The 21071-nt window shown below is 73.0% G+C and carries 16 protein-coding genes, 1 pseudogene and 1 riboswitch; of the genes and pseudogenes, 5 read left to right on the plus strand and 12 right to left on the minus strand.

Annotation, left to right across the window (positions count from 1 at the left end; all coding sequences use genetic code 11):
* Position 1: 1 nt before the first annotated feature.
* Genes AB0C28_RS50905 through AB0C28_RS50920 form a run of 4 tightly spaced genes read right to left on the minus strand, consistent with a single transcriptional unit; the run spans position 2 to position 3622 of the window.
* Entirely contained in the window at positions 2-2086 is a 2085-nt protein-coding gene (locus AB0C28_RS50905) for a VWA domain-containing protein (protein WP_358083894.1), read from the minus strand.
* On the minus strand, positions 2083-2643 hold the full coding sequence (locus tag AB0C28_RS50910) for a histidine phosphatase family protein (RefSeq protein WP_358083897.1): 561 nt from the start codon (positions 2641-2643) through the stop codon (positions 2083-2085). Before AB0C28_RS50910 ends, AB0C28_RS50905 begins: the two co-directional genes overlap by 4 nt.
* 5 nt (positions 2644-2648) lie before the next feature.
* Entirely contained in the window at positions 2649-3425 is a 777-nt protein-coding gene (locus tag AB0C28_RS50915) for a CbtA family protein (protein WP_357860150.1), read from the minus strand.
* 8 nt (positions 3426-3433) lie between these two features.
* Positions 3434-3622, minus strand: a complete 189-nt coding sequence (locus AB0C28_RS50920; protein ID WP_138208152.1) for a CbtB-domain containing protein — start codon at positions 3620-3622, stop codon at positions 3434-3436.
* A gap of 30 nt (positions 3623-3652) precedes the next feature.
* A riboswitch (cobalamin riboswitch) is annotated at positions 3653-3782 on the minus strand.
* Positions 3783-3947: 165 nt separating this feature from the next.
* On the opposite strand from AB0C28_RS50920, the gene AB0C28_RS50925 reads away from it, so the two are divergent.
* Positions 3948-5081, plus strand: coding sequence for a hypothetical protein (locus AB0C28_RS50925; RefSeq protein ID WP_358083900.1), 1134 nt, complete (start codon positions 3948-3950; stop codon positions 5079-5081).
* Between the two features lie 41 nt (positions 5082-5122).
* Here AB0C28_RS50925 and AB0C28_RS50930 read toward each other — a convergent pair whose 3' ends face one another.
* The 5 genes from AB0C28_RS50930 to AB0C28_RS50950 all read right to left on the minus strand — a co-directional run bounded on the left by AB0C28_RS50930 (position 5123) and on the right by AB0C28_RS50950 (position 10837).
* Positions 5123-6163 carry a nitronate monooxygenase gene (locus AB0C28_RS50930; protein ID WP_358083903.1) on the minus strand — a complete coding sequence of 347 codons (1041 nt, stop codon included), beginning with the start codon at positions 6161-6163 and terminating at the stop codon, positions 5123-5125.
* Positions 6164-6201: 38 nt separating this feature from the next.
* Entirely contained in the window at positions 6202-7389 is a 1188-nt protein-coding gene (locus AB0C28_RS50935) for a GAF domain-containing SpoIIE family protein phosphatase (protein ID WP_358083907.1), read from the minus strand.
* Positions 7344-8318 (minus strand): PAS domain-containing protein, encoded by a 975-nt coding sequence (locus tag AB0C28_RS50940; RefSeq protein WP_358083910.1) that lies wholly within the window; start codon positions 8316-8318, stop codon positions 7344-7346. The genes AB0C28_RS50935 and AB0C28_RS50940 overlap by 46 nt, the downstream gene beginning before the upstream one ends.
* A gap of 160 nt (positions 8319-8478) precedes the next feature.
* Positions 8479-9591, minus strand: a complete 1113-nt coding sequence (locus AB0C28_RS50945) for an acyltransferase (RefSeq protein ID WP_358083913.1) — start codon at positions 9589-9591, stop codon at positions 8479-8481.
* A 43-nt stretch (positions 9592-9634) separates the two neighbouring features.
* A complete protein-coding gene (locus AB0C28_RS50950) occupies positions 9635-10837 on the minus strand; it encodes an alpha/beta hydrolase (RefSeq protein WP_358083915.1) in 1203 nt (400 codons plus the stop codon).
* A gap of 80 nt (positions 10838-10917) precedes the next feature.
* On the opposite strand from AB0C28_RS50950, the gene AB0C28_RS50955 reads away from it, so the two are divergent.
* Positions 10918-12168 carry a sensor histidine kinase gene (locus AB0C28_RS50955; protein WP_357860133.1) on the plus strand — a complete coding sequence of 417 codons (1251 nt, stop codon included), beginning with the start codon at positions 10918-10920 and terminating at the stop codon, positions 12166-12168.
* Positions 12165-12881, plus strand: a complete 717-nt coding sequence (locus AB0C28_RS50960; RefSeq protein WP_357860130.1) for a response regulator transcription factor — start codon at positions 12165-12167, stop codon at positions 12879-12881. Before AB0C28_RS50955 ends, AB0C28_RS50960 begins: the two co-directional genes overlap by 4 nt.
* Before the next feature lie 79 nt (positions 12882-12960).
* Here the strand turns inward: AB0C28_RS50960 and AB0C28_RS50965 are convergent, their stop codons facing one another.
* On the minus strand, positions 12961-13866 hold the full coding sequence (locus AB0C28_RS50965; RefSeq protein WP_357860127.1) for a universal stress protein: 906 nt from the start codon (positions 13864-13866) through the stop codon (positions 12961-12963).
* 218 nt (positions 13867-14084) lie between these two features.
* A complete protein-coding gene (locus tag AB0C28_RS50970) occupies positions 14085-16724 on the minus strand; it encodes a cation-transporting P-type ATPase (protein ID WP_358083918.1) in 2640 nt (879 codons plus the stop codon).
* Positions 16725-17216: 492 nt separating this feature from the next.
* Here AB0C28_RS50970 and AB0C28_RS50975 point away from each other — a divergent pair, with 492 nt between their 5' ends.
* On the plus strand, positions 17217-19634 hold the full coding sequence (locus tag AB0C28_RS50975) for a phosphoketolase family protein (protein WP_358083921.1): 2418 nt from the start codon (positions 17217-17219) through the stop codon (positions 19632-19634).
* Positions 19635-19690: 56 nt separating this feature from the next.
* On the opposite strand, the gene AB0C28_RS50980 is transcribed toward AB0C28_RS50975, so the two are convergent.
* Positions 19691-20644, minus strand: a complete 954-nt coding sequence (locus tag AB0C28_RS50980; RefSeq protein ID WP_358083924.1) for a hypothetical protein — start codon at positions 20642-20644, stop codon at positions 19691-19693.
* A gap of 209 nt (positions 20645-20853) precedes the next feature.
* Between AB0C28_RS50980 and AB0C28_RS50985 the strand changes: the two are divergent.
* Positions 20854-21071 (plus strand): annotated as a pseudogene (locus AB0C28_RS50985) (hypothetical protein); the annotation flags it as partial.

Genomic DNA, 21071 nt, shown 5'->3' on the forward strand with positions numbered 1-21071 from the left:
ATCAGACCGCCTTCCTGTGGTCACGGACGAGGCCGCCGAGGTCGGCCAGGGCGTCGAGAGGGACGAGCCGAGCCCGCAACCGGGACGCCAGCCTGACCGCCAGACCGAGCCGCACCGGACCGCTCTCGCAGTCGACGACCACGCAGGCCGTGCCCTCCAGCAGGGCGGCCGCCCGGTCCACGTCCCCGCCCGCCGTGACACGCCCGTCGGTCACCAGCACCAGCAGCGGACGCCTGGCCGGGTCACGCAGCCGCTCCACGCGCAACACCTCCGCCGCCCGCATCAACCCCGCCGCCAGCGGGGTGCGCCCGCCGGTCGGCAGCGAACGAAGCCGCGCCGCGCCCGCCTCCACCGACGAGGTCGGAGGCAGTGCCACCTCGGCGCCGGCTCCCCTGAACGTGATCAGGCCGACCTTGTCGCGACGCTGGTAGGTGTCCAGCAGCAGGCTAAGCACAGCCGTCTTGACCGCGCTCATCCGTTTGCGGGCCGCCATCGAGCCGCTCGCGTCCACCACGAACAGCACGAGGTTGCCCTCCCTGCCTTCGCGCACCACTTCACGCAGATCATCCGTACGCAGCAGCAGCCCGGGTCCGGTGCGCCCGCGCCCGCGCTGGTACGGCGCCGCGGCCAGCATCGTCGCCGTCAGGTGCAGGTCGCGTACCTGGCCGGAGGGGCGGCGGGCGCCGGTGCTCCGGCCGTGCCTGGTCCGTGCGCGTGACCGCCGGCCCGCCGCCCCCTCGCCGATCCCCGGCACCTCCAGCAGCGGCACCCGGTGCGGAGCCCCTGCGCCGGCCACCTGTCCGCCGATGCCGGGTGTCGCCGGTCCTGCGTCGTCGTCCCGCGGATCAGACGAGCCGTCGTTCGGCCGGCCGTCCCCGGGGCTTCCCTGGATGCCATCGGCCGGCCCGCCGGTCGTGTCCGGCGGCGAGCCCTCGTCTCCGCCCGGCGGCGGCCCCGCCGGACCTCCGCCGCCGGGATCTCCGCTGGAATCGCTGCCGGGAGCCCTGTCCGGGCCGCTGCCCGGGCCGGCATCCGGGCCGCCGTCTGGGCCGTCGTCGCCGGGCCCGTCATCCGGCGACGTACGTTCAAGCAGCTCGTCGAGCAGGGCCTCGTCCAACCCCGGCGCGTCGAACGGGTCGCGCCGGCGCCGGTGCGGCAGCGACAGGCGGGCCGCCGCCCGCACGTCCTCGGTGATCACCATGTCCCGCCCCTGCCAGGCGGCGTGGGCGACGGCGGCGTTGGCGGTGACCAGGTCGGCCCGCAGCCCGTCGACCTCGAACGCCGCGCACACCGTCGCGATCTGCCGCAGCCGGGCGTCCGGCAGCCGCACGCCCGGCACCCGGTCCCGCGCGGCCGCGATCCGGTCCGCCAGCGCCGACTCCTCCTCCGCCCACCGCGCCGCGAACGCCTCCGCGTCGGCGTCGAAGGCCAGCCGCCGGCGGACGACCTCGGCGCGTTCCTCCGGGTCGCGGGACGCCCGCACCTCGACCGTCAGCCCGAACCTGTCCAGGAGCTGCGGGCGCAGCTCGCCCTCCTCCGGGTTCATGGTGCCGACCAGCAGGAACCGGGCGGCGTGCCGGACCGAGACCGATTCGCGCTCCACGTAGCACCTGCCCAGGGCGGCCGCGTCGAGGAGGAGGTCGACCAGGTGGTCGTGCAGCAGGTTCACCTCGTCGACGTAGAGCACACCGCGATGCGCGGACGCCAGCAGGCCGGGCTCGAACGCCTTCACCCCCTCGGTCAGCGCCCGTTCCACGTCGAGCGAGCCGGCCAGACGGTCCTCCGACGCACCCACCGGCAGCTCCACCAGCGCGGCCGGGCGACTCTCGCCCCCGGCGCCGTGCTCGTGGGGTCCGTCAGGGCATTCGGGATCGGGCGCACCGGGATCGCAGGCGAACCGGCAGCCCGGCACCACGTCCACGGCGGGCAACTGGGCCGCCAGCGCACGCACGATCGTGGACTTCGCCGTGCCCTTCTCGCCGCGTACGAGCACCCCGCCCACCCGGGGCGAGACCGCGTTGAGCACCAGCGCCAGCTTCAGGTCGGCGAGCCCGACGACGGCGCTGAACGGGTAGGTGACGATCAAGACAGAACCTTCCGGTTGACGTGGGCCACCCGCCAGCCCTCCCGCGTGACGGCCAGCTCGGTGGTGGACAGAGGAGCCAGATCGATGCGGCCGGCGGCCGGCGGATCCAGCCCCAGGGCATGCCCGAGCGCCGCCCGGATGGCGCCGGCGTCGCAGACGACGACCCCGCCGGGCTCCTCCCGTACGGAGTCGAGCCAGGCCGCCACCCTGATCGCGAGCGCGGCCCGGCTCTCGCCGCCGTGCGGAGCCGCGTGCGGGTCGGACAGCCAGCTCGCCAGGGCGTCCGGCTCCTCCCGCGCGACCCGCTCGTACGGCAGGCCGCGCCACCGGCCGCAGTCCGCCTCCGCGAGCGCCGGGACGATTCGCGCGTCCAGTCCGAGCGCGGCGGCGGTCTGCCGTGCCGCGCGGGCAGGAGCGGCCCACGCCCACGCCACCGTCGCGGCGAGCGCCGGGCCGAGCGCGGCGGCTCTGGCCAGATCCGCCGCGTCGGCGTCCTCTTCGGCCGGGAAGCGGGCGGCGCGCATGCCCGGCGTCGTGGCGTGCCGGACGAACAGCACTCCGCTCAGCTCGGACCCGAGCTCGACGGGACTGCGCTCAGCGGCATGCCGCTCGTACGGCGTGCCGCTCGCTCGCTCGCCCAGCCGAACAGCACGCCGAAGGCCGCCCAGAAGACGAGCTGGGTGCCGATCGAGGTGAGCCGGAACTCCCACAGCAGCGTGGCGGGGAAGCCGTCGGCCACCTCGTCGACGGCCGGCAACAGCGCCCAGGCCGCGCCCACGGGGACGAGAAAGCCGATGACCGCCGCCACCCACCGGGCCCACGGATCGGCGGTGACCCGGCGGGCGGTGGCCACCGCGATCGCCGTCGCCGCCAGCCCGACGAGGATCATCACGACGTAGAGCACCGTGCGGCTGTTGATCGTGTCGGGGTCACCCACCGCAGGCGGGTTGGCCGGATATTTCACGAATGGAACGAGGATGACCGCGACGAAGGCCGTTCCGGCCGTGGCGAGCGCCAGCGGCCCGTCGGAGCGCGGTCCCACCCGTCCGCGCAGGCCCGCGAACACGAGCGCGAACACGCCGCCGACGGCCAGCCCGTACAGTCCGGTGGCGAGGAAGAGCCCGGCCTTCTGCACCGGCCTGCTGACCTCGGCCTCCTCGCCGTGGCCGTGCCCGGCCTCCTCGGCGGCGGGCTCCGGCGCCTCGGCCTGGGCCGCGGCCTCCTCCAGGGCGATGGCCGCATCGACGTGCGGTTCCCCGAAGGCGAAGGCGAACGTGCCCGCGATCAGTCCGGCCAGCAGGCCCACGAGCAGACCTCTGACCAGGTACGTGCGTACCATTCCGGCCCCTAGTGGCAGGGCACGCCGAGCAGATGCCGCCCGTCGTGCATGAGCTCGTGCAGGAAGGCGCCGGTCTGGGAGACCGCGCCGTTGTCCATCAGGACCAGGTAAGCGACGAGCAGCAGCACGGGAACCGCCAGCAGCCAAGGGCGCAGGCGGGGGAAGGGAATGGTGGACGGAGTGGTCAAACCACTCATGCGAGCCTCCTCGGGGTGACGCGTCCCATAACGAGGTCACGGCGGCCAAGCGACCTGGCTCCCGGGATCTACGTCCCGGATACAGTGGCGCGTCCGCACCGGCTTCTCACCGGATTTCCCTTGGACAACCGTGAAATCTACCGGAACGTATCCTTTCCTCCCGTTCGAGTCAATGCACACCAGCGCCGACCGGGCACGGCGCGCGTATGGCAGGTGCCCGTGAGCATCGATGCTCCTCGGCCTCTCAACGCGGGCTCAACACGTTCTCAACACCCGCCGGCGCACCGTAGGGATCGCCGGTCGAAGTCGGATGGGGGAGAGACGCGTGATTGACAGGCCGAGAGCGACGGCGTCCCTTCTCGCGCTGGTCCTGGCGGCGAGCCTCGCCGGCTGTTCCTCGGCCGCCGAGGAGCGCGAGGTCACCGGTCGGAGAGCCTCGGAGACCGCGATCAGTGCGGACTTCACCCAGCAGAACATGATCATCACGGCGGTCTGCTCGCGGGGGAACGGCAGCGGCGGGGTCGTCAACCTCGACGGCTGGAACCCGCAGAGCTGGAAACACCTGGCGCACGCGGAGTTCCGGCTGCCGGACACGGCGATTACCGAGTACGACGCATCCGAGCCCAACACCGCCGTGAGACGACTGTGCGAGCCCGATGAACTGCCCGCTGATGCCGGGGATGTGACCGCCATCCGATCGCTCTTCGACCAGGACTTCACGAAGATGGCCGTGGTCACCGAAGACCCGGAGACCCGGGCCACGCATGTCGGCTATGTCGACCGTACGGGGAAATTTACCGACCTGACCGGGAACGAGGACTTCGGCAACACCCCGCACGAGCACAACGCGGCCTTCTCCCGGGACGGGAGCGCGGTCTGGTTCACGTACGAGGTGACCGACGACCCCGGGGTCTCGACCAAGGACCGGATCGCGAGCCGCGCGCTCGCCGGGGACCACAAGGCAGTCGACCGCTTCGAGGTGCGGACGGCCCAGCACCTCGTCATGGTGGGGAGTACGCCGAGCCAGGCGGTGGTGGCCAATAGCGCCTTCCTCTCACCGGACGGCGGACGCCTGCTGGCGGAAGGCTACGTCCTCGACGTCCCGGCGCAGACCCAGGGGGTGGGCTTGGACCTCGTGGAGAAGGGCAGATACCTCGCCTGTTATGACGGCTGGCTCGACGACGACACGGTGCTGTGCGGCGAGAACGGCAGGTTCGCCGCGCTCGACATCGCCCCGGGGGCGAAGCCCGGGCCGCCCATCCTCCCCAGCAACGACCACCGCAACCGCGCCATGGTGATCTCACCGGACGGCCGGAGGTTCGCGTTCCTCTCCCAGAAGGGGGCCGCGATGGACTACTACCTCAGCGACACCAAGCCGGGATCCACACCCCAGAAGATCGAGCGAACCGGAGAGTTCGCCACGCTCGGCGACACCGCCGCCTTCATCGAATGGCGCTGAGAAAGCACGACAAGAAGGGACGGGCGGCGCCGTTCGCGCCTTCAGGATGGGCTCCGGTCGCGAGCCGCGGCCCCGAAACCGGTCAGCACCTGTTCGGCCTGCTCCATCATGTCGGTGACGATGTCCGCGGCGGGCTTGATGTCGTGGACGAGGCCGACGCCCTGTCCCATCAGCCAGGGCATCTCCTCCCAGTCGGCCTCCGTCTCTGCGACCGCCAGCAGCAGGGGGAACTTGCGTACCGGCGCCTCCTCGCCCTGGACGATCGTGGTGCCGACCGGGTCAAGGGAGTCGAGATCGGCCGGGATCTCCGCCACCCGGTCGTTCCACTCGGCCACCACCCGGTTGCGCTGGAGCCGCATGGGGTTGAACCGCGGGAACTCCGGCCCGAAGATCGACGTGAGCACGGCGCTGTCCCCGGCGGCGGCGACCAGCCGCCGGTGGTGCTCGGGATGCACGCGGGCCTCGTGCGAGGCGACCATGCGCGTCCCCACCCACACGCCGTCCGCGCCCAGGCACAGGGAGGCGGCGACCTGGCGGCCGTCGGTGATCCCGCCCGCCGCCAGGACCATCGCCCGCTCGCCCACGGCGTCCACGACGGCGGGCACGTTGACCATGGTCGGCAGCCCGCCGTAGTTGTGCCCGCCGGCCTCCCAGCCCTGGGCGATGACGAGCTCGGCCCCGCCGTCCACCGCGACCCGGGCCGCCTCGGCGGAGCCGACCTGCTCCCACACCGACACCCCGGCCTCGCGCAGCAGCCTCACCTGGTCGGCCGGGGGATGCCCCCAGTGGAAGGAGACGATCGGCACCCGCTCCTCCACGCACACCTCGACCAGCTCGCCGGTGGGGAAGAAGGTGATGAGGTTGACGTGGAACGGCCTGCCCGCCGTACGGGCCTTGACCTCGCGGATCATCTCCCGGAGCCGGTCCGGGGGCAGGAGTGCGGCGCCGATCGCGCCGATGCCGCCCGCGTTGGTGACCGCCGCCGCGAACTCGGGCGTCTCGGCCACGAACGCCATCCCCGCGCAGACGAACGGGTACCGGATGTCATAGGTCGCGGTAAGCCGGGTGGACAGCACGGACATGACGGTGTCCTTCCTCGTGCCCCTTGGTCCCTCGTCCATCATGCCCGCGCGAGGCTGTCCCGCACGAGCAGCAGCGCGATGTCGTCCGTGCGCCGTTCGATCCCGGCCTGGCCGATGAGCGAGTCGGCCAGCGTGTGCAGCGGGCGGTGCGGCGGCGGTGTGAAGCCGGCGGCCAGGGCGGCGATGCAGTCGCCCAGGTCGAGGCCGGGTTCCTCGACGAGGCCGTCGGTGTAGAGGATCATGATGGAGTCCGGCGGGAGTTCCACCTCCGCGGTGACGTATTCGACGTCGGGGTCGATGCCGAGCAGCAGCCCGGGTGCGGTCTCGATGACCTGGCCGGGGGCGCCGGGACGGCCCAGCACGGGCGGCAGGTGTCCCGCGCTGGACAGGGACGCGGTGTGCCGGTCCAGGTCGATGTCGACGTACAGGCAGCTGGTGAAGCGGTCGGTGGCCAGCGCGGTGAGCAGCCGGTTGGTGCGCGCGAGCACCTCGCCCGGGCCGGCGCCGGTGGTCGCGTGCGCCTGGATGGCGGTACGCACCTGCCCCATGAGGGCGGCGGCGGTCACGTCGTGCCCCTGCACGTCGCCGATGACGGCCGCGGCCTTGGTGTCGCTGAGGCGGATGAGGTCGTAGAAGTCGCCGCCGATGTCCATGCCGGGGGTGGCCGGCAGGTACTTGGCCGCCACGTCCAGGCCGGGCAGGTGGGGGAGCGCGCGGGGCAGCAGGCTGGACTGCAGGAACTGGGCGAACTGGTGGTTGACGTCGTAGAGGCGGGCACGCTCGAACGCCTGGGCGATCAGGCCGATGAGAGCGGTGAGCGAGGCCCGTTCGTCGATGCCGAACTCGTGCGGGCGGTCGTAGGCGAAGACGCAGGTCCCGAGGGGCCGGCTCGACGTGATCAGCGGCAGCAGCGCCCAGGCGTTCACCTCCTCGGAACGCAGGGCGCCGGGGTACGCGCGGCGCAGCTCGTCCCAGTTGCGGAAGAATGCCGGCGTGCTCTCGTCCTCCAGGATCGGCGGGATCTCGCGCCGGTTGTCGAAGTGATCGAGGGCCTGCCGGCTGAATCCGCGCGAGGCGACCACCCGCAGCCGTCCGCCCTCGGTGGCGAGAATGGCGAGCGCCGTGATGTCGTGGATGGACATGACATGGTCGGCTACGAGGTCGATCACCTCCTGGGCGGTCACCGCCCGGGCGAGGGAGGTGGCCAGCCGCAGGATGTCGTGCATGCGGTCATCAGGGGCGGCACGTTCTCGCCGTCCGCGGGGTCCGGCGTCTGGTCCGGCGCCTGGTCCGGCTTCGCCTCGGCCTGGGTCACACGTACGGTGAGGCCGCACAGCCCCGGATACAGCGCGAACGTCAGCTGCCGTCCCTCCGGGCTGCGGCCGGTGAAGCGGGTGGTCCGGCCGGAGATGACCGCGGCGCGGCAGCGGTTCTCGTACGAGGGGCCGGCCAGCCAGGGCAGCGCCTCCCACAGGCGTTCGCCGAGTGCCTCGGCCGCGGGGAGGCCGAGCAGGTCGGAGGCCTGCGTGCTGATCAGCGTCAGCCGGCCGTCCACGTCCAGCTCGCAGAACCCCTCGGGCAGGCGGTTGAGCAGGTTCAGCGTGCCTGTGTCAGCCGGCGTGCGCGTGGAGCGCGGCCCGAGGAGCCGGGGCAGGTGCCCGGCGGTGATGGGGCGGCCCTGCTCGGCCGCTCTCCCGATCAGCTCGCCGAGCCGGGCGCAGGTGTCGTTGACGACGCCGAGCAGGTGGGGGTCGAGCTCGGACCCGTGCCTGGCGGGCCAGAGCAGGAGAAACCCGCCGACGATGGTGTCACCGGCGTAGAGCGGGACCAGGGCAAGCGCGAACGGGTACGGCAGGGCCAGGGCCACCGTGGGGAACCCGCGGGCCAGCTGCTCGCGGCTGTCGATCCAGAGCAACCGCCGTTCGCGGATCGCGACGGCGAGCGGCAGCGCCTGGGTGGTCCTGACCCGGGAGAACGATCGGGCGATCGGGGCGGGCATGCCGATCCCGGCCACCATGCGCAGGAGCTCGCCGCTCGTGTCCAGAACGTAGACGGCGCCGATGTGGGCGCCGGTGTCGGTGACGGAGCCGATCAGCAGCCCATCGAGGCGGGACGAGTCGTCCGCCGCGCCGTGATCACCAGCCTCGGCCGGCACCGTCTAGCTGGTCTCGCTCGCGCGACGGATGCCGGGCAGCCATCTGAAATCGCCCATACGGGCAGATTACACGCAGGTCAGGGCTCCGGATTCCGCAGGTTGACGTTAGCCCGCGGCTGTCAGGCTCCGGATTCCGCAGGGTGACGTTAGCCCGCAGCTGTCAGGCTCCGCCGGGTTCCGCAGGGCGACGGGCCTCGACGGCGGCCCGGCACATGAGCAGGACCAGCACGAACGCCGGCAGCCAGGCCAGCCGGGCCAGCACCCAGGCCGGACCGTCCGGGACGGTGTGCAGACCCGGCAGAAGCCGGCCGGTGAGCAGGCCGAGCGCGGTGACCGCGATCATGGCGGTCTGGTGCCACAGGAAGATCGTCATCGCGGAGAGGTTCGCCAGCGCCGTGAACGCCCAGACGGCGGGCCGCGACAGTGCCCGGCGCAGCGGGCCGAGCAGCAGCAGCGCCGCTCCGCACTGGGCGAGCCCGAAGGCGACGGCCGCGAGCGTGGGTGGGGACTGGTTCGAGATCGGGGCGCCGGGGACCCCCACCATGGAGGCCGGGTAGCCGGCCCACAACACGAGCGCGGCCGTGGCGGCGGCGCCACCGAGCAGTAACGTCCACCCGGTCGTACGGGTGCGCAGGCGGCCGCGGGCCCAGGCCGCGCCCAGGCAGTACGGCACCAGCCACCCCGCCACCAGGTTGACCCAGCCGACCCAGGCCGGCCCGCCCAGGCCGAACCTGACCAGGTCGGCGAGGGCGACCACGGCCAGCGGCCACCCCGGGTGCAGCCGGGCCACCAGTGGGGTGAGCGCCGTCAAGGCGGCGAAGACCGGCAGGAACCACAGCGGCGACCACACCAGCTTGGCCAGCGCGAACACGGTCGCGGAGTCCGCCCCGAGGGCGAGCAGCACGACCGCCACCACCGTCCAGAGCCCGAGCACGGCGGCGACCGGCCGGAACAGCCGGGCCGTCCGCGTGCCCAGCCAGCGCCGGTAGGTGACGTCTCCGCCTCGGGCGCGGGCGTGGCTCATGACGGCCGACTGCCCGCCCACCAAGAAGAAGAGCGCCATGGTCTGGAAGATCCAGGACGCGGGGACGAGCCAGGGTAGGTGCCGCAGCGGGCTGGCCACCCGTACGGTGCCGCTGTCGGCGACCAGTGCGGTCACCAGCCAGTGGCCGAGCACCACGCCGCCGATGGCCAGGGCACGCAGCGCGTCGAGGGCACGATCGCGTCCGGCGGGGGTCACCGCCTCGACACGCCGGACGAGCTCAGCGACCACTGCGCACCTCGGCGGGAGCTGTCCCGAGACGGTGCGGGCGGGCTCAGTGGCCACCGCGCACCTCGGTGGGGAGCTGCCCTGAGACGATGCGGGCGATGTTCGTCAGCGACGGGGATCCGGCCCGGAAATAGTCGCTGTGCCCGCCGTCGCCGGCCGCGAAGACGCGGGCGCCCAAGCCCGGGGCGACCGGGTCGGCGCCGAATCCGACCGTGACGTACGGCAGGCAGAGCCGGAGGTGCGGCACCACGGCGATCCAGTCGCGGCTTCCCCGGCCGGCCCAGACGGTCGCCTGGGTGCGTAACGCGGCGGCGTCGCCGGCGGTGACGCCGGGGCTGCCGATCAGCACCATGCCGGCGACGTCCAGGCCGGGAGCCGCCCGGCCGCAGACCACGCTGCCGTAGGAGTGACACACCAGGGTGATCCGGGCGAAGGGCTTGAGCTCGGTCAGCTTCCGGACGAAGGCGCGCAACGCGGGCGCGGCCTCGTCGGCGCGGCCGGTGGTGAGCGCCGCCAGGCTCACCGTGTTGGGGGTGCGGTAGCCGAGCCAGGCGATGACCGCGGACCGGTCGCCGAGCGCCTGGCTCAGCCTCAGCGCGCCGCCGCGCAGGAGCCCGTACTTGTCGAGGTGGGTGTCGCCGCCGGGCACCAGCACGGCGAGGTGCTCGGCCGTCGTCAGGTCGCCGAAGACCTCGGCGGCACGGCCGCCGTCACGGCCGTCGAAGGACAGCAGCCGGCGTGCGGGTTCGGCCATCGCGTGCAGCATCGCGGCCCGTCGTCGGTGGCCGTGGCCGGCGGCCATCCGCTCGGCGGCCACGATGTCGCCCCGGACGGCGGCGTAGCGTGCGGCCAGAGCCGCCGATGTCGCGGGCCGAGGCGATGCCCAATCGGCGAGCCCGGTGGTGGGCCCGGTGGTGGGCCCGGTGGTGGGCAGGGTGGTGGGCAGGGCGGTGGGCAGGGCGGTGGGCAAGGCGGTGGGGACGGCGCTGCCGGTGCCGGTGTCGGTGGCGGTGGGGACGGGAGCGGGGACGGCCGACGGACGTGCCGCTTCGCTCAGTGGCGAGGCCGAGGCGGCGGGTACTGGGGCGGGGACGGCCGACGGACGTGCCGCCTCGCGCAGCGGCACCGCCACCGCGGCGGCGATGGAGGCGGCCAGCAGGGTGCGGCGCAGACGGGACACGTTGACGTGCATCACCCGATCGACGGTGCCGCAGGCCAGGCCGGTGCCACATCGGACCACCGTCGGCATTCCCGGAGGTGCGGATAGCCCGTGGTCGTACACCCGTGGTCCGATGCGGTGGTTCCCGATGCGCCGTTACGATCTCGGGCATGCACGTGATGCCGACCCTGCCGCCGCTGAAGCGGGTTCCGCCCGGCGTCTGGACGGTTCTCGCCTGGTGGGCGGGCCTGGCGTTCACGTTCCTCATCCGGGTCGAGCTTCCCGGCGAGTCCGAGCCGGCCAAACAGGCGGGGCCGTTCTTCTACCGCTGGGACGGACTGGCCTGGCTGGTGGTGTCGACGGTGCTGACGCACGTCGCCGGTGCCCTGCTGCGCCGGCGGCCGCTGACGGCGATGGGCCTGTTGCTCGTCGCCGCGGTCTTCGCGTGCGTGCCTCTGGGCGTGGGCGAAATCCCCTTGGCGCAGTTCCTGGCGGCTGACGTCGCGATTTTCTTCATCGCGGCCGAACGCGCGCGCCGTACCGGGATCGTCGCCCTGCTCGGCGCGCTCACCGTGCTGGCCGGCTATCTGACCACCCGGCTGCTGTTCGGCTGGCCCGCCGGCACCTCGGCGGAGCTGGCCGTGGCCATGACGGCGGTGATCGCCTGGCTGGTCGGCCATTCGGTGCGGCAAGCCCGCGAGCACGCCGCCACGCTGATCGCCACGACCACCGCCCAGGCCGTCGCCGACGAACGCCTGCGCATCTCGCGTGAACTGCACGACACGGTCGCCCACAGCATCGGCGTCATCGCCCTTCAAGCCGGCGCCGCCCGGCGGGTCATCGACACCCAGCCGGGCCGGGCAGGCCAGGCGCTCGGCGACATCGAGCAGGTCGGCCGGGAGACGCTGTCCGGATTGCGGCACATGCTCGGCGTCCTGCGTCACGTCGAGCAGGGTCACGTCGAGCAGGGTCAGGGCGGGCAGGGGCGCGGTGGGCAGGGGCGCGGTGGGCAGGGTCAGGCGCCCGATTCGGCGCCCGGTCTGTCGGATCTCGACCGGCTTGTGGCGACGACGACGGACGCCGGGGTCCACGTCGAGGTGCGCCGGCTGGGCGAACGACGCCCGTTGCCGCCGGAGATCGACGTCTCGGCCTACCGCATCATCCAGGAGGCGATCACCAACGTGGTGCGCCATGCCGGCACGAGCCGATGCCGGGTGTCGATCGAATACCGCGACGACGAGCTGGCCGTCGAGGTCCTCGACGGCGGACGCGGTCCCCGCCGCAGGGCGGAGGGCGGTTACGGCCTGGTCGGGATGCGGGAGCGGGCCAACCTGCTGCGGGGGAGCTTCTCCGCCGGACCGCGCGCCGAGGGCGGGTTCCGGGTCGCGGCCCGGCTGCCCCTGACCGCGGAGGCGCGATGACCGTCCGCGTCGTCCTGGCCGACGACCAGCCGCTGATCCGCGCCGCCCTGCAGATGGTCATCTCCGACGCCGCCGACCTCGAACTCGTCGGGGAGGCCGCGACCGGGCTCGACGCCGTCCGGCTGACCGAGGAACAGGATCCCGACGTCGTGGTGATGGACATCCGCATGCCCGTCATGGACGGCATCGAGGCCACCCGGCTGATCGCCCAAGGCTCCAGCGGGGCCCGTGTCATCGTCCTGACCACGTTCGACGAGGACGACTACGTCTACGGGGCGCTCCGCGCGGGCGCGTCCGGATTCCTGGTCAAGGACATGGCCCTGGACGACATCCTCACCGCGGTCCGGGTCGTGGCCGCCGGCGACGCCCTGATCGCGCCCGGCGTCACCCGGCGCCTGATCGAGGCGTTCGCCGACCGCCCAACCCCGCATCCCGACCCCGTGCCGCATTCCGCACCCGATCCCGCGTCGTATCCCGCAGCCCTACCGCATCCCGCATCGCGGGGGCTGGAGGGCGTCACCGAGCGGGAACGCGAGGTTCTCACCCTGATCGCGCGGGGCCTGACCAATGCCGAGATAGCCGCCGACCTGGTCATCAGCGTCGCCACCGTCAAGGCGTACGTGAGCCGGCTGCTGAGCAAGCTCGACGCGCGTGACCGGGTTCAGCTCGTCATCCTCGCCTACGAGGCGGGTCTGGTGGCACCGTCGAAGTGATCGTCGACAGTCCGCCTGCCACCGCGCCACTCGTCTCCTCCCAGGCCGGCGCCGGCCTGACGTGGTCGCCGCGTGGCGTTCACCCCGGTGGGATTCGCGGTTTCATGATGGCCGCGGGGGTCACCGCGACCGGGCACCAGGCTTCGAGCAGTGCGGCCTGGGTGACCGGGCCCAGGAGCAGGCACGGGGGAGATTCGTTGCCCCGGTTGCCGAGCACGAGGAGCGTGGCGTCCCTGGCCGCGTCGAGCAGAGCGCGCTGTGGGCGTTCGGTGACGAACTCGGTGATCATCGGCACGTCGGGACGTTTCTGGGCCAGGTGTGCGGCGACCTCGCGGAACCGGGCCTCGGCTCCCCGGCGCAGCGCGCGGGAGTCCACGAACGGCAGCGGCTCCGCCCAGGACGACGATCCGCAGTCGGCCCAGCAGCACAGGACCGTCACGGTGCCGAGGCGCAGCGCGGCCTCGTCCAGGGCGAGATCGAGCGCGGCGAGACTGGCGGGTGAGCCGTCCAGGCCGACCACGATCCTGGCGTCCGGGCCGGTCCGGGGCTGGAGCTCCGGGCGTACGACGACGACCGGTCCCACGCAGTGCGCGGCCACCTGGACAGAGGCCGACCCCACCTCCAGACCTTCGAACCCGCCCTGCCCGCGCAGTCCCAGCACCGTCAGCTCCGCCGCGCGCCCGAGCTCCAGGAGCACGGCGGCGGGTGAGCCCCGTCCGAGGATCCGGCGGACGTCCACGTCCGGGGCGAGCTCACGGGCCCGCCGGACGCCTTCGTCCACGACCTCCTGCGCCGCCTGGTCGATCTGCGCCATGACGTCCTCGGAGAGGGGCTTGAGGGCATAAGGCCAGTGCAGGGCGTGGCAGACCAGCACGGGGAGACCGCGCAGCCGCGCTTCCTCGACCGCCCAGATCAGCGCGTGCCGGCTCTCGGGCGAGTCGTCGTAGCCGACCAGGACGGGCCGGCCGGCCAGGCCATCGCTCATCTCGCCGCCTCCCTGAGCGGAACCGTCTGCTCCTGCATCGGTTGAGCTTTCCCGGGGCCATGGGGACAAGCCCCGTGAGGGCGCAAAAGCCTCGCCATGGCTTGCTTGCCTCCATTGGGGTTTGCTGGAGAGCCTTCAGCGAGGGTCGGGAGGAGTGGTCTCGTGCTCGTCCAGCGAGGGCTTGGGAGAAGGGCCGGTCTCGTGCTTGTCGCGTGATCTCAGGGGCCGGGTGCGGGCGGTACGGCCGGGGCAGGGCGGGGCGAGGGGTGCAGGATGCGGTCGAGGCGGGCGGCGGCGTAGCCGAGTACGGACAGCGCGGTGACGATCAGCAGGTCGCCCGCCTCCAGCGGCTGGGTGCCGAGGAGCTGGCGCAGCGGCGGTACGTACAGGGCGGCCAGTTGCAGGACGAACGCGCCGGCTACGGCGAACAGCAGCATGGGGTTGGCCAGGGATCCCGGCCGGGTTCTGGAGCCGAGCGCGACGCCGAGCTGAGTGGCGCCGAGGGCGAAGAAGGCCATGCTTTGCCACGGCCGTCCGGTCGCGGCGGCCCAGACGGCGACGCCGAGGGTGACGGCGGTGAGCACGACGGCGATCCTGAGGACACGCTGCCACAGGCCCGCGCCGAGGATGCTCTGGCCGGGCGGCCGGGGCGGGCCGGCCATGGCGCCGGGGACGGTGGGCTCGCCGCCGAGGGCCACGCCGGGCAGGCCGTGGGTGAGCAGGTTGATCCAGAGGATCTGGGCAGGAAGCAGGGGGAGCGGGAGGCCGACGAACGGGCCCAGCAGCATCACGGCGATCTCGGCGGCGCCGCCGGACAGGCCGTAGACGAGGAAACGGCGGATGTTGGCGTACACGCGACGGCCCTCTTCGACGGCCGCGACGACGGTGTCGAGGTTGTCGTCGGCGAGAACCAGGTCGGCGGCCTGCCGGGCCACCTCGGTGCCGCGCCTGCCCATGGCCACGCCGATGTCGGCGCGGCGGAGCGCGGGGCCGTCGTTGACGCCGTCACCGGTCATGGCCAGGATGCCGCCCTGCTCCTGGAGGCGCTGGATGATGTCCAGCTTCTGCTCGGGGGTGGCACGCGCATAGACGGCCGCCTGAACGCGGCCCTGCTCCCGGTCCCGGTACTGGTCCCCATCCCGGTCCTGGTCCTGGGCTCGGTCCCGGTCGAGGGCGCCGGGCTCGCGGCAGTCGACGACCGGGTCGCCGTCGGCGATGATGCCCAGTTCGATGGCGATGGCGCGGGCGGTGCCCGGGTGGTCCCCGGTGATGAGGATCGGCCTGATGCCGGCCCGCTTGCAGTCGGCGACGGCGGTGGCGGCGGCCGGACGTGGCGGGTCCAGGATCGCGATCAGGCCGAGCAGCGACAGGCCGCTCTCTTGAAGCGTGGCCGGTACGTCGTCGAGATCGGTGCTCGCCACGGCCAGGACCCGGTAGCCGTCCTGGGCGAACCGGTCGGCCTGGGCGGCGGCGTGGGCGAGCAGGTCCGGTTCGTCGATCAGGACGGGGTGGTGCAGCAGGGCCTCCGGCGCGCCCTTGCAGATGAGCCGGACACCGCCGCCGGGCAGCCGGTGCAGGGTGCTCATACGCTTGCGGCCGCTGTCGAAGGGCAGTTCGGCCAGGCGGGGGAAGCGGGTTTGCACGTCCCGGCGGTCGAGGCCGAACTTGGCAGCGGCGGCAAGCAGCGCCGCCTCGGTGGGATCGCCCAGCGCCCCCCATTCACCGGAGCCCAGCGCCGGTGATTTGCGGGGGTCCGGTGTCGGCGGTTCGCCGGATGGGGTTTGCGGGGGTGCGAGGCGGGCGTCGTTGCAGAGCACGGCTGCCGTCAGCAGTGCGGTGAAGGCGTCTGGGGCGGCGTCGCTGGTGATTCGGCCTTCCGGGGCGTAGCCGGTGCCGGTGAGCGTGGCTTGGGCCGATGGGGTCCATAGGTGCCGGGCCACCATGGTGCCCTCGGTCAGGGTGCCGGTTTTGTCGGTGGCCAGGGCGGTTACCGAGCCGAGGGTCTCCACCGCGGGCAGTTTGCGGACGAGGGCGTTGCGGGCGGCCATTCGGCGGGCGCCCAGGGCCAGGCTCAGGGTCACGACGGCGGGCAGGGACTCGGGTACGGCGGCGACCACCAGGCTGATGGCGGTGATCACCATCAGCTGCACCGGCTGGCCGCGTACCAGACCCAGAGCCAGGACCACCGCCGACAGGAGCACGGCGACGCCCGCCAGCAGTCGGCCGACCCCCACCAGGCGGCGCTGCAGCGGCGTGAGCCCGGTGCTCTTGACCATCAGGGAGGCGATGCGGCCGCTCGCGCTGGCCGCCCCGGTGGCGGTGACCACCGCGCGGCCGCGCCCGCGTACCACGACGGTGCCGGAGGAGAGCGGTTCGCCCGCGGGCTTGTCCACCGGCACCGACTCGCCCGTCAGCGCCGACTCGTCGACGAGCAGGGCCGCCGCCTCGCGCACCCCGGCGTCGGCGGGGACGATGTCGCCCTCGGCCAGGACCAGCAGATCTCCCACCACGACGTCGCTCGACGGGATCTGCTGCTGCCGGCCGTCGCGGACCACGCGCGCCTCCGGGCTGGCGAGCTGCGCCAGAGCCGTGATCGCGCGGTCGGCCCGGATCTCCTGGACCACCCCGACGGTGGTGTTGACCACGATCACCAGCATGATCACGGTCGCGTCGGCCCAGTCGCCCGTCGTGACGGTCAGCACCGCCGCGATGAGCAGGACGACGATGAGCGGGTCCCGCAGCTGCGCGGCGATCCGGCGCCACAGGGGGACGGGAGGCTTCTGCGGGAGCAGGTTCGCGCCGTCGCGTGCCAGCCGGGCGGCCGCCTCGGCCGACGTCAGCCCAGTCAAAGGCGTCACCGTCGTCACCGTCATGTCCTCCGTGCTCGCCGCGGCAGTCCGGCCGGCAGGCGGCGGACGGCCGCTCGGCTGTGTCCGTCGCCGGCCGTCCATCGTTGGCCGTCCATCGTTGGCCGTCCATCGTTGGCCGTCCATCGCCGGCCGTCCGTCGCCGATCGTCTGCCGTCTGGCGTCCGTCGTCCGCTGAATGCCTGTCCGCTTGTTGCCGGTCGCTTCCTACTGTTCGCGAACGAGGACCGCGGCGACCAGGGACGTTAGTCCTTTCCCGCCAGGCCGGAAGCACACATCGGGGAAGACGCCCTGCTCCACACCCGGCGGCGCCTCCGTACCGGCGGGCGGCCCAAATGCCTGCGGCGGTCGGGACTTCCGGCCCTGTCCGCAGGGCCCCCGGCTGAGATCGGATGGGGTGACGACAGCGGGGATGCCGTGCCGCTCGACGAAAAGCCGAGAGCCGGGCACTCCCGTCAACCATGCCGAGAAGGGAACGTGCGCATGACCGCGGTTTCTGGTGAGCAGGTCCGCGAGGCCGTCGACGAGAACACGCTGCGGAGACTGGCCGCCCCGGCACCCGAGGAGCTCGAACAGCTGGACGCCTGGTGGCGGGCCGCCAACTACCTCACGATCGGGCAGATCTACCTCAAAGGCAATCCGCTGCTCCGCGAGCCGCTGGCGCCGCGGCACATCAAACCGCGGCTGCTGGGCCACTGGGGCACCAGCCCGGGACTGTCGCTGATCTACGCGCACGTCTCCCGGCTCATCCGGCACACCGGGCAGCAGGCGATCTACCTCGCCGGGCCCGGGCACGGCGGGCCGGCGCTGGTGGCCGCCGGCTACCTGGAGGGGACCTACAGCGAGATCTACCCGCACGTCAGTCAGGACGAGGCCGGGATGGCGCGGCTGTTCCGGCAGTTCTCCAGCCCGGGCGGCATCCCCAGCCACGTCTCGGTGACCACCCCCGGCTCGATCCACGAGGGCGGCGAGCTGGGGTACGTGCTGGTGCACGCCTTCGGCGCCGTCATGGACAACCCCGACCTGCTGGCCGTGGCGGTGGTGGGCGACGGCGAGGCCGAGACCGGGCCGCTGGAGGGGTCGTGGAAGGGCGTGTCGTTCCTCAACCCGGAACGTGACGGCGCCGTCCTGCCGATCCTGCACCTGAACGGCGCGAAGATCGCCGGCCCGACGGTGCTGGCCCGCAAGGACCCGGCCGAGGTGCGCCGGCTGCTGGGGGGCCACGGTTACGACGTGCTGGAGGTGGAGGGATCCGACCTGCCCGGCATGCATCTTCGCTTCGCGGCAGCACTGGCCGACGCCTGGAGCAGGATCCGCGCCATCCAGCACCAGGCTCGCACCGGCGGGTGGGATGGGAGCCGGCCGCGGTGGCCGCTGATCGTCCTGCGCTCGCCCAAGGGGTGGACCGGCCCGGAGCAGGTGGACGGCGTGCAGGTGGCGGGCACGTGGCGCTCGCACCAGGTGCCGCTGTCCGGGGTGCGCGACAACCCGGAACACCTGGCGATCCTGGAGGGCTGGCTGCGCTCGTACCGGCCGGAGGAGCTGTTCGACGCCACCGGCGCGCCCGCCGAGCTGGTACGCGGCCTGCCCCCCGACGGCGACCTGCGGATGAGCGCGAGCCCGCACGCCAACGGCGGGCTGCTGACGCGCGACCTCGCCCTGCCCGACTTCCGCGACTACGCCGTCGAGGTGCCGCGTCCGGCGCGGACGCGGGCCGAGTCGACCCGCCGGCTCGGCGAGCTGCTGCGGGACGTCTACCGCGACAATCCGCACACCTTCCGGCTGTTCTGTCCGGACGAGACCAGCAGCAACCGGCTCGGCGCCGTGTTCGAGGAGTCGGACCGTGCCTTCGCCGAACGCGTCACCGGCGACGACGTGGCGATCAGCAGGAACGGGCGGGTCATGGAGGTGCTGTCGGAGCACAACTGCCACGGCTGGCTGGAGGGCTACACGCTGACCGGGCGGCACGGCATGTTCGCCACGTATGAGGCGTTCGCGATGGTCAGCGCCTCCCAGACGGTGCAGCACGGCAAGTGGCTCCAGGAGGCCGGCCGGCTGCCCTGGCGGGCCAAGGTGCCCAGCCTCAACGTGCTGCTGACCTCGACCGCCTGGCGCAACGACCACAACGGCTTCTCCCACCAGGGCCCCGGCCTGATCCAGGTCGTGCTGACCCAGCGCGGCGACGTGGCCCGCGTCTACCTCCCGCCGGACGCCAACTGCCTGCTGTCGGTGGCCGACCACTGCCTGCGCTCGCGGTCGTACATCAACCTCATCGTCATCGACAAGCAGCCGCAGCCGCAGTGGCTGAGCATCGACCAGGCGATCGAGCACTGCGCCCGCGGGGCCGGGATCTGGGAGTGGGCCGGCACCGACGACGGCACCAGCGACCCGGACATCGTGCTGGCCTGCGCCGGGGACGTGGTGACCATGGAGACGGTCGCGGCGGCCCAGATCCTCAAGGAGCGGCTGCCCGGCCTGAAAGTGCGGGTGGTCAACGTCGTCGACCTGATGACGCTGACGCGGCCCAAGGACCATCCGCACGGCATGAGCGGCACGCTGTTCACCGAGCTGTTCACCGACACCGTGGACGTCGTGTTCGCCTTTCACGGCTATCCCGGCGCGATCCACCAACTCGTGCACGGGCGCCCGGACGCCGACCGGTTCCGGGTGCGCGGCTTCATCGAGGAGGGCACCACCACCACGCCCTTCGACATGACCGTGCGCAACCGCGCCTCCCGTTACCACCTGGTCATGGACGCCATCAACAACGCCGGGCGGCTGCCGCGCGGCGCGAGCGACCTGATGGCCTGGTGCGAGCGGAAACTCGCCGAGCACCAGGCGTACGTGGTCGAGCACCTGGAGGACATGCCCGAGGTGCGTGACTGGTCACTGGGCGACTGAGCGCGGAAGGCGGAAGGACCGGCCCCCCGAGGGCCGGTCCTTCCGCACGGAGCGGCTCAGGTGGCTTCCAGCTCGCCGGCGGGCCGGCGCGGGCTGCGCGCCACGGGAAGCCCGTAACCGAACCTGATGATCATCTGCGGGTGGCCTCTGCGGTGGCGCGGGTCGCGCCGCCCGCGCATGTCGCGCAGGTCGAGCGGCTGGTTCAGGAACGACGCCGACACGCCGAGCCCGGCGGCCACCAGCAGCACCCGCTGCAGTGCCTGACCCGCTCGCAGCCAGTCATCGGGGCGGTCGCCGATCGTGGTCAGCACCGCGAGCTGCGGCCGCTCCTCGAACCGGGCCGTGCCCTCCTGCCGCCCGAAGTCACGCACCGGCGCCGGATCCCGCAGCGGGCGCGGCCCGTGGACGTAGCCGGGCAGGCCGTCGTAACGCGCGCCCGGCATCGTCCACGCGGCCAGTTCGGCGCGGTAGTCGTGGTCGCGGGCCAGCTGCTCCTCGGCGATGGCGGCGTAGTCGAGCATGTCGTCCGTCACGTGCCGGTCGAGGAAGACCAGCCCCGCGCCCTCCCGGCGGGCGGCCTGCCGGAGCCCGGCCCGCACCGCGCGCGGCAGGACGCGGTCGGCGAACGGGCGGCGGCTGGTGCGGCGCACGGGGATGAGGTCGTACAACGCGCGGTACTCGTCGGGGACGGGGAGGCTCCCGCCCATGCGCACGGCCGCCAGCAGCTCGGGCTCCTCCTCGGGCGAGGGCAGCAGCCACACCACCGGCCGCCGGCCGGCCGTGCGCACCGCCAGGCGCAGGTTGAACAGCGCCGCGCCGCAGCTCACGTACTGGTTACGCCCGCGCGGATCACTGATCCGGAGCCACCGGTCGTGGTCGGCGAACAGCTCGACGAACTCCCCGCGCACCACCCGGAAGCGCCACGGCTGGGTGTTGAACACCGACGGCGCCTGCCCGGCCGCCACGAGCAGCCGCCGGGCGCCGAGTTCGGTAGCGAGTGAAACGGACATCACACACCTCCTGCCGCCGACGCTGCCGCACCCGGTCCGGGTGCGGTGAGTGTCCGAAGACCCCGCCCGCCCGCCAAAGGTCCCGGCCGAGGGCGGAGGACCAAGGTCCTCCAGCCTCGGGCCGTACGGCACTGAGCACCGGCCGCGCTGAACGGTGTGATGGAGGTGCGAGCAAGAAAGCGTGAAAAATCAGGAAAGGAAGGCCCGCCATGGCCACCACCGTCAACCGGCCCGTGACACACCCCAGCGTGGACCAGGCGGAGCACAAGAACCCCGCCGACTACGCCTGGGCCGCCGCCCGGATCTCGCTCGGCTGGATCTTCCTCTGGGCGTTCCTGGACAAGACCTTCGGCTGGGGCTTCGCCACCCCGGCGGCCAAGGCCTGGATCAACGGCGGCAGCCCGACCACCGGCTTCCTCAAGGGCAC

This window comes from Nonomuraea sp. NPDC048892 (genome assembly GCF_040649735.1).
Classification (GTDB): domain Bacteria; phylum Actinomycetota; class Actinomycetes; order Streptosporangiales; family Streptosporangiaceae; genus Nonomuraea; species Nonomuraea maheshkhaliensis.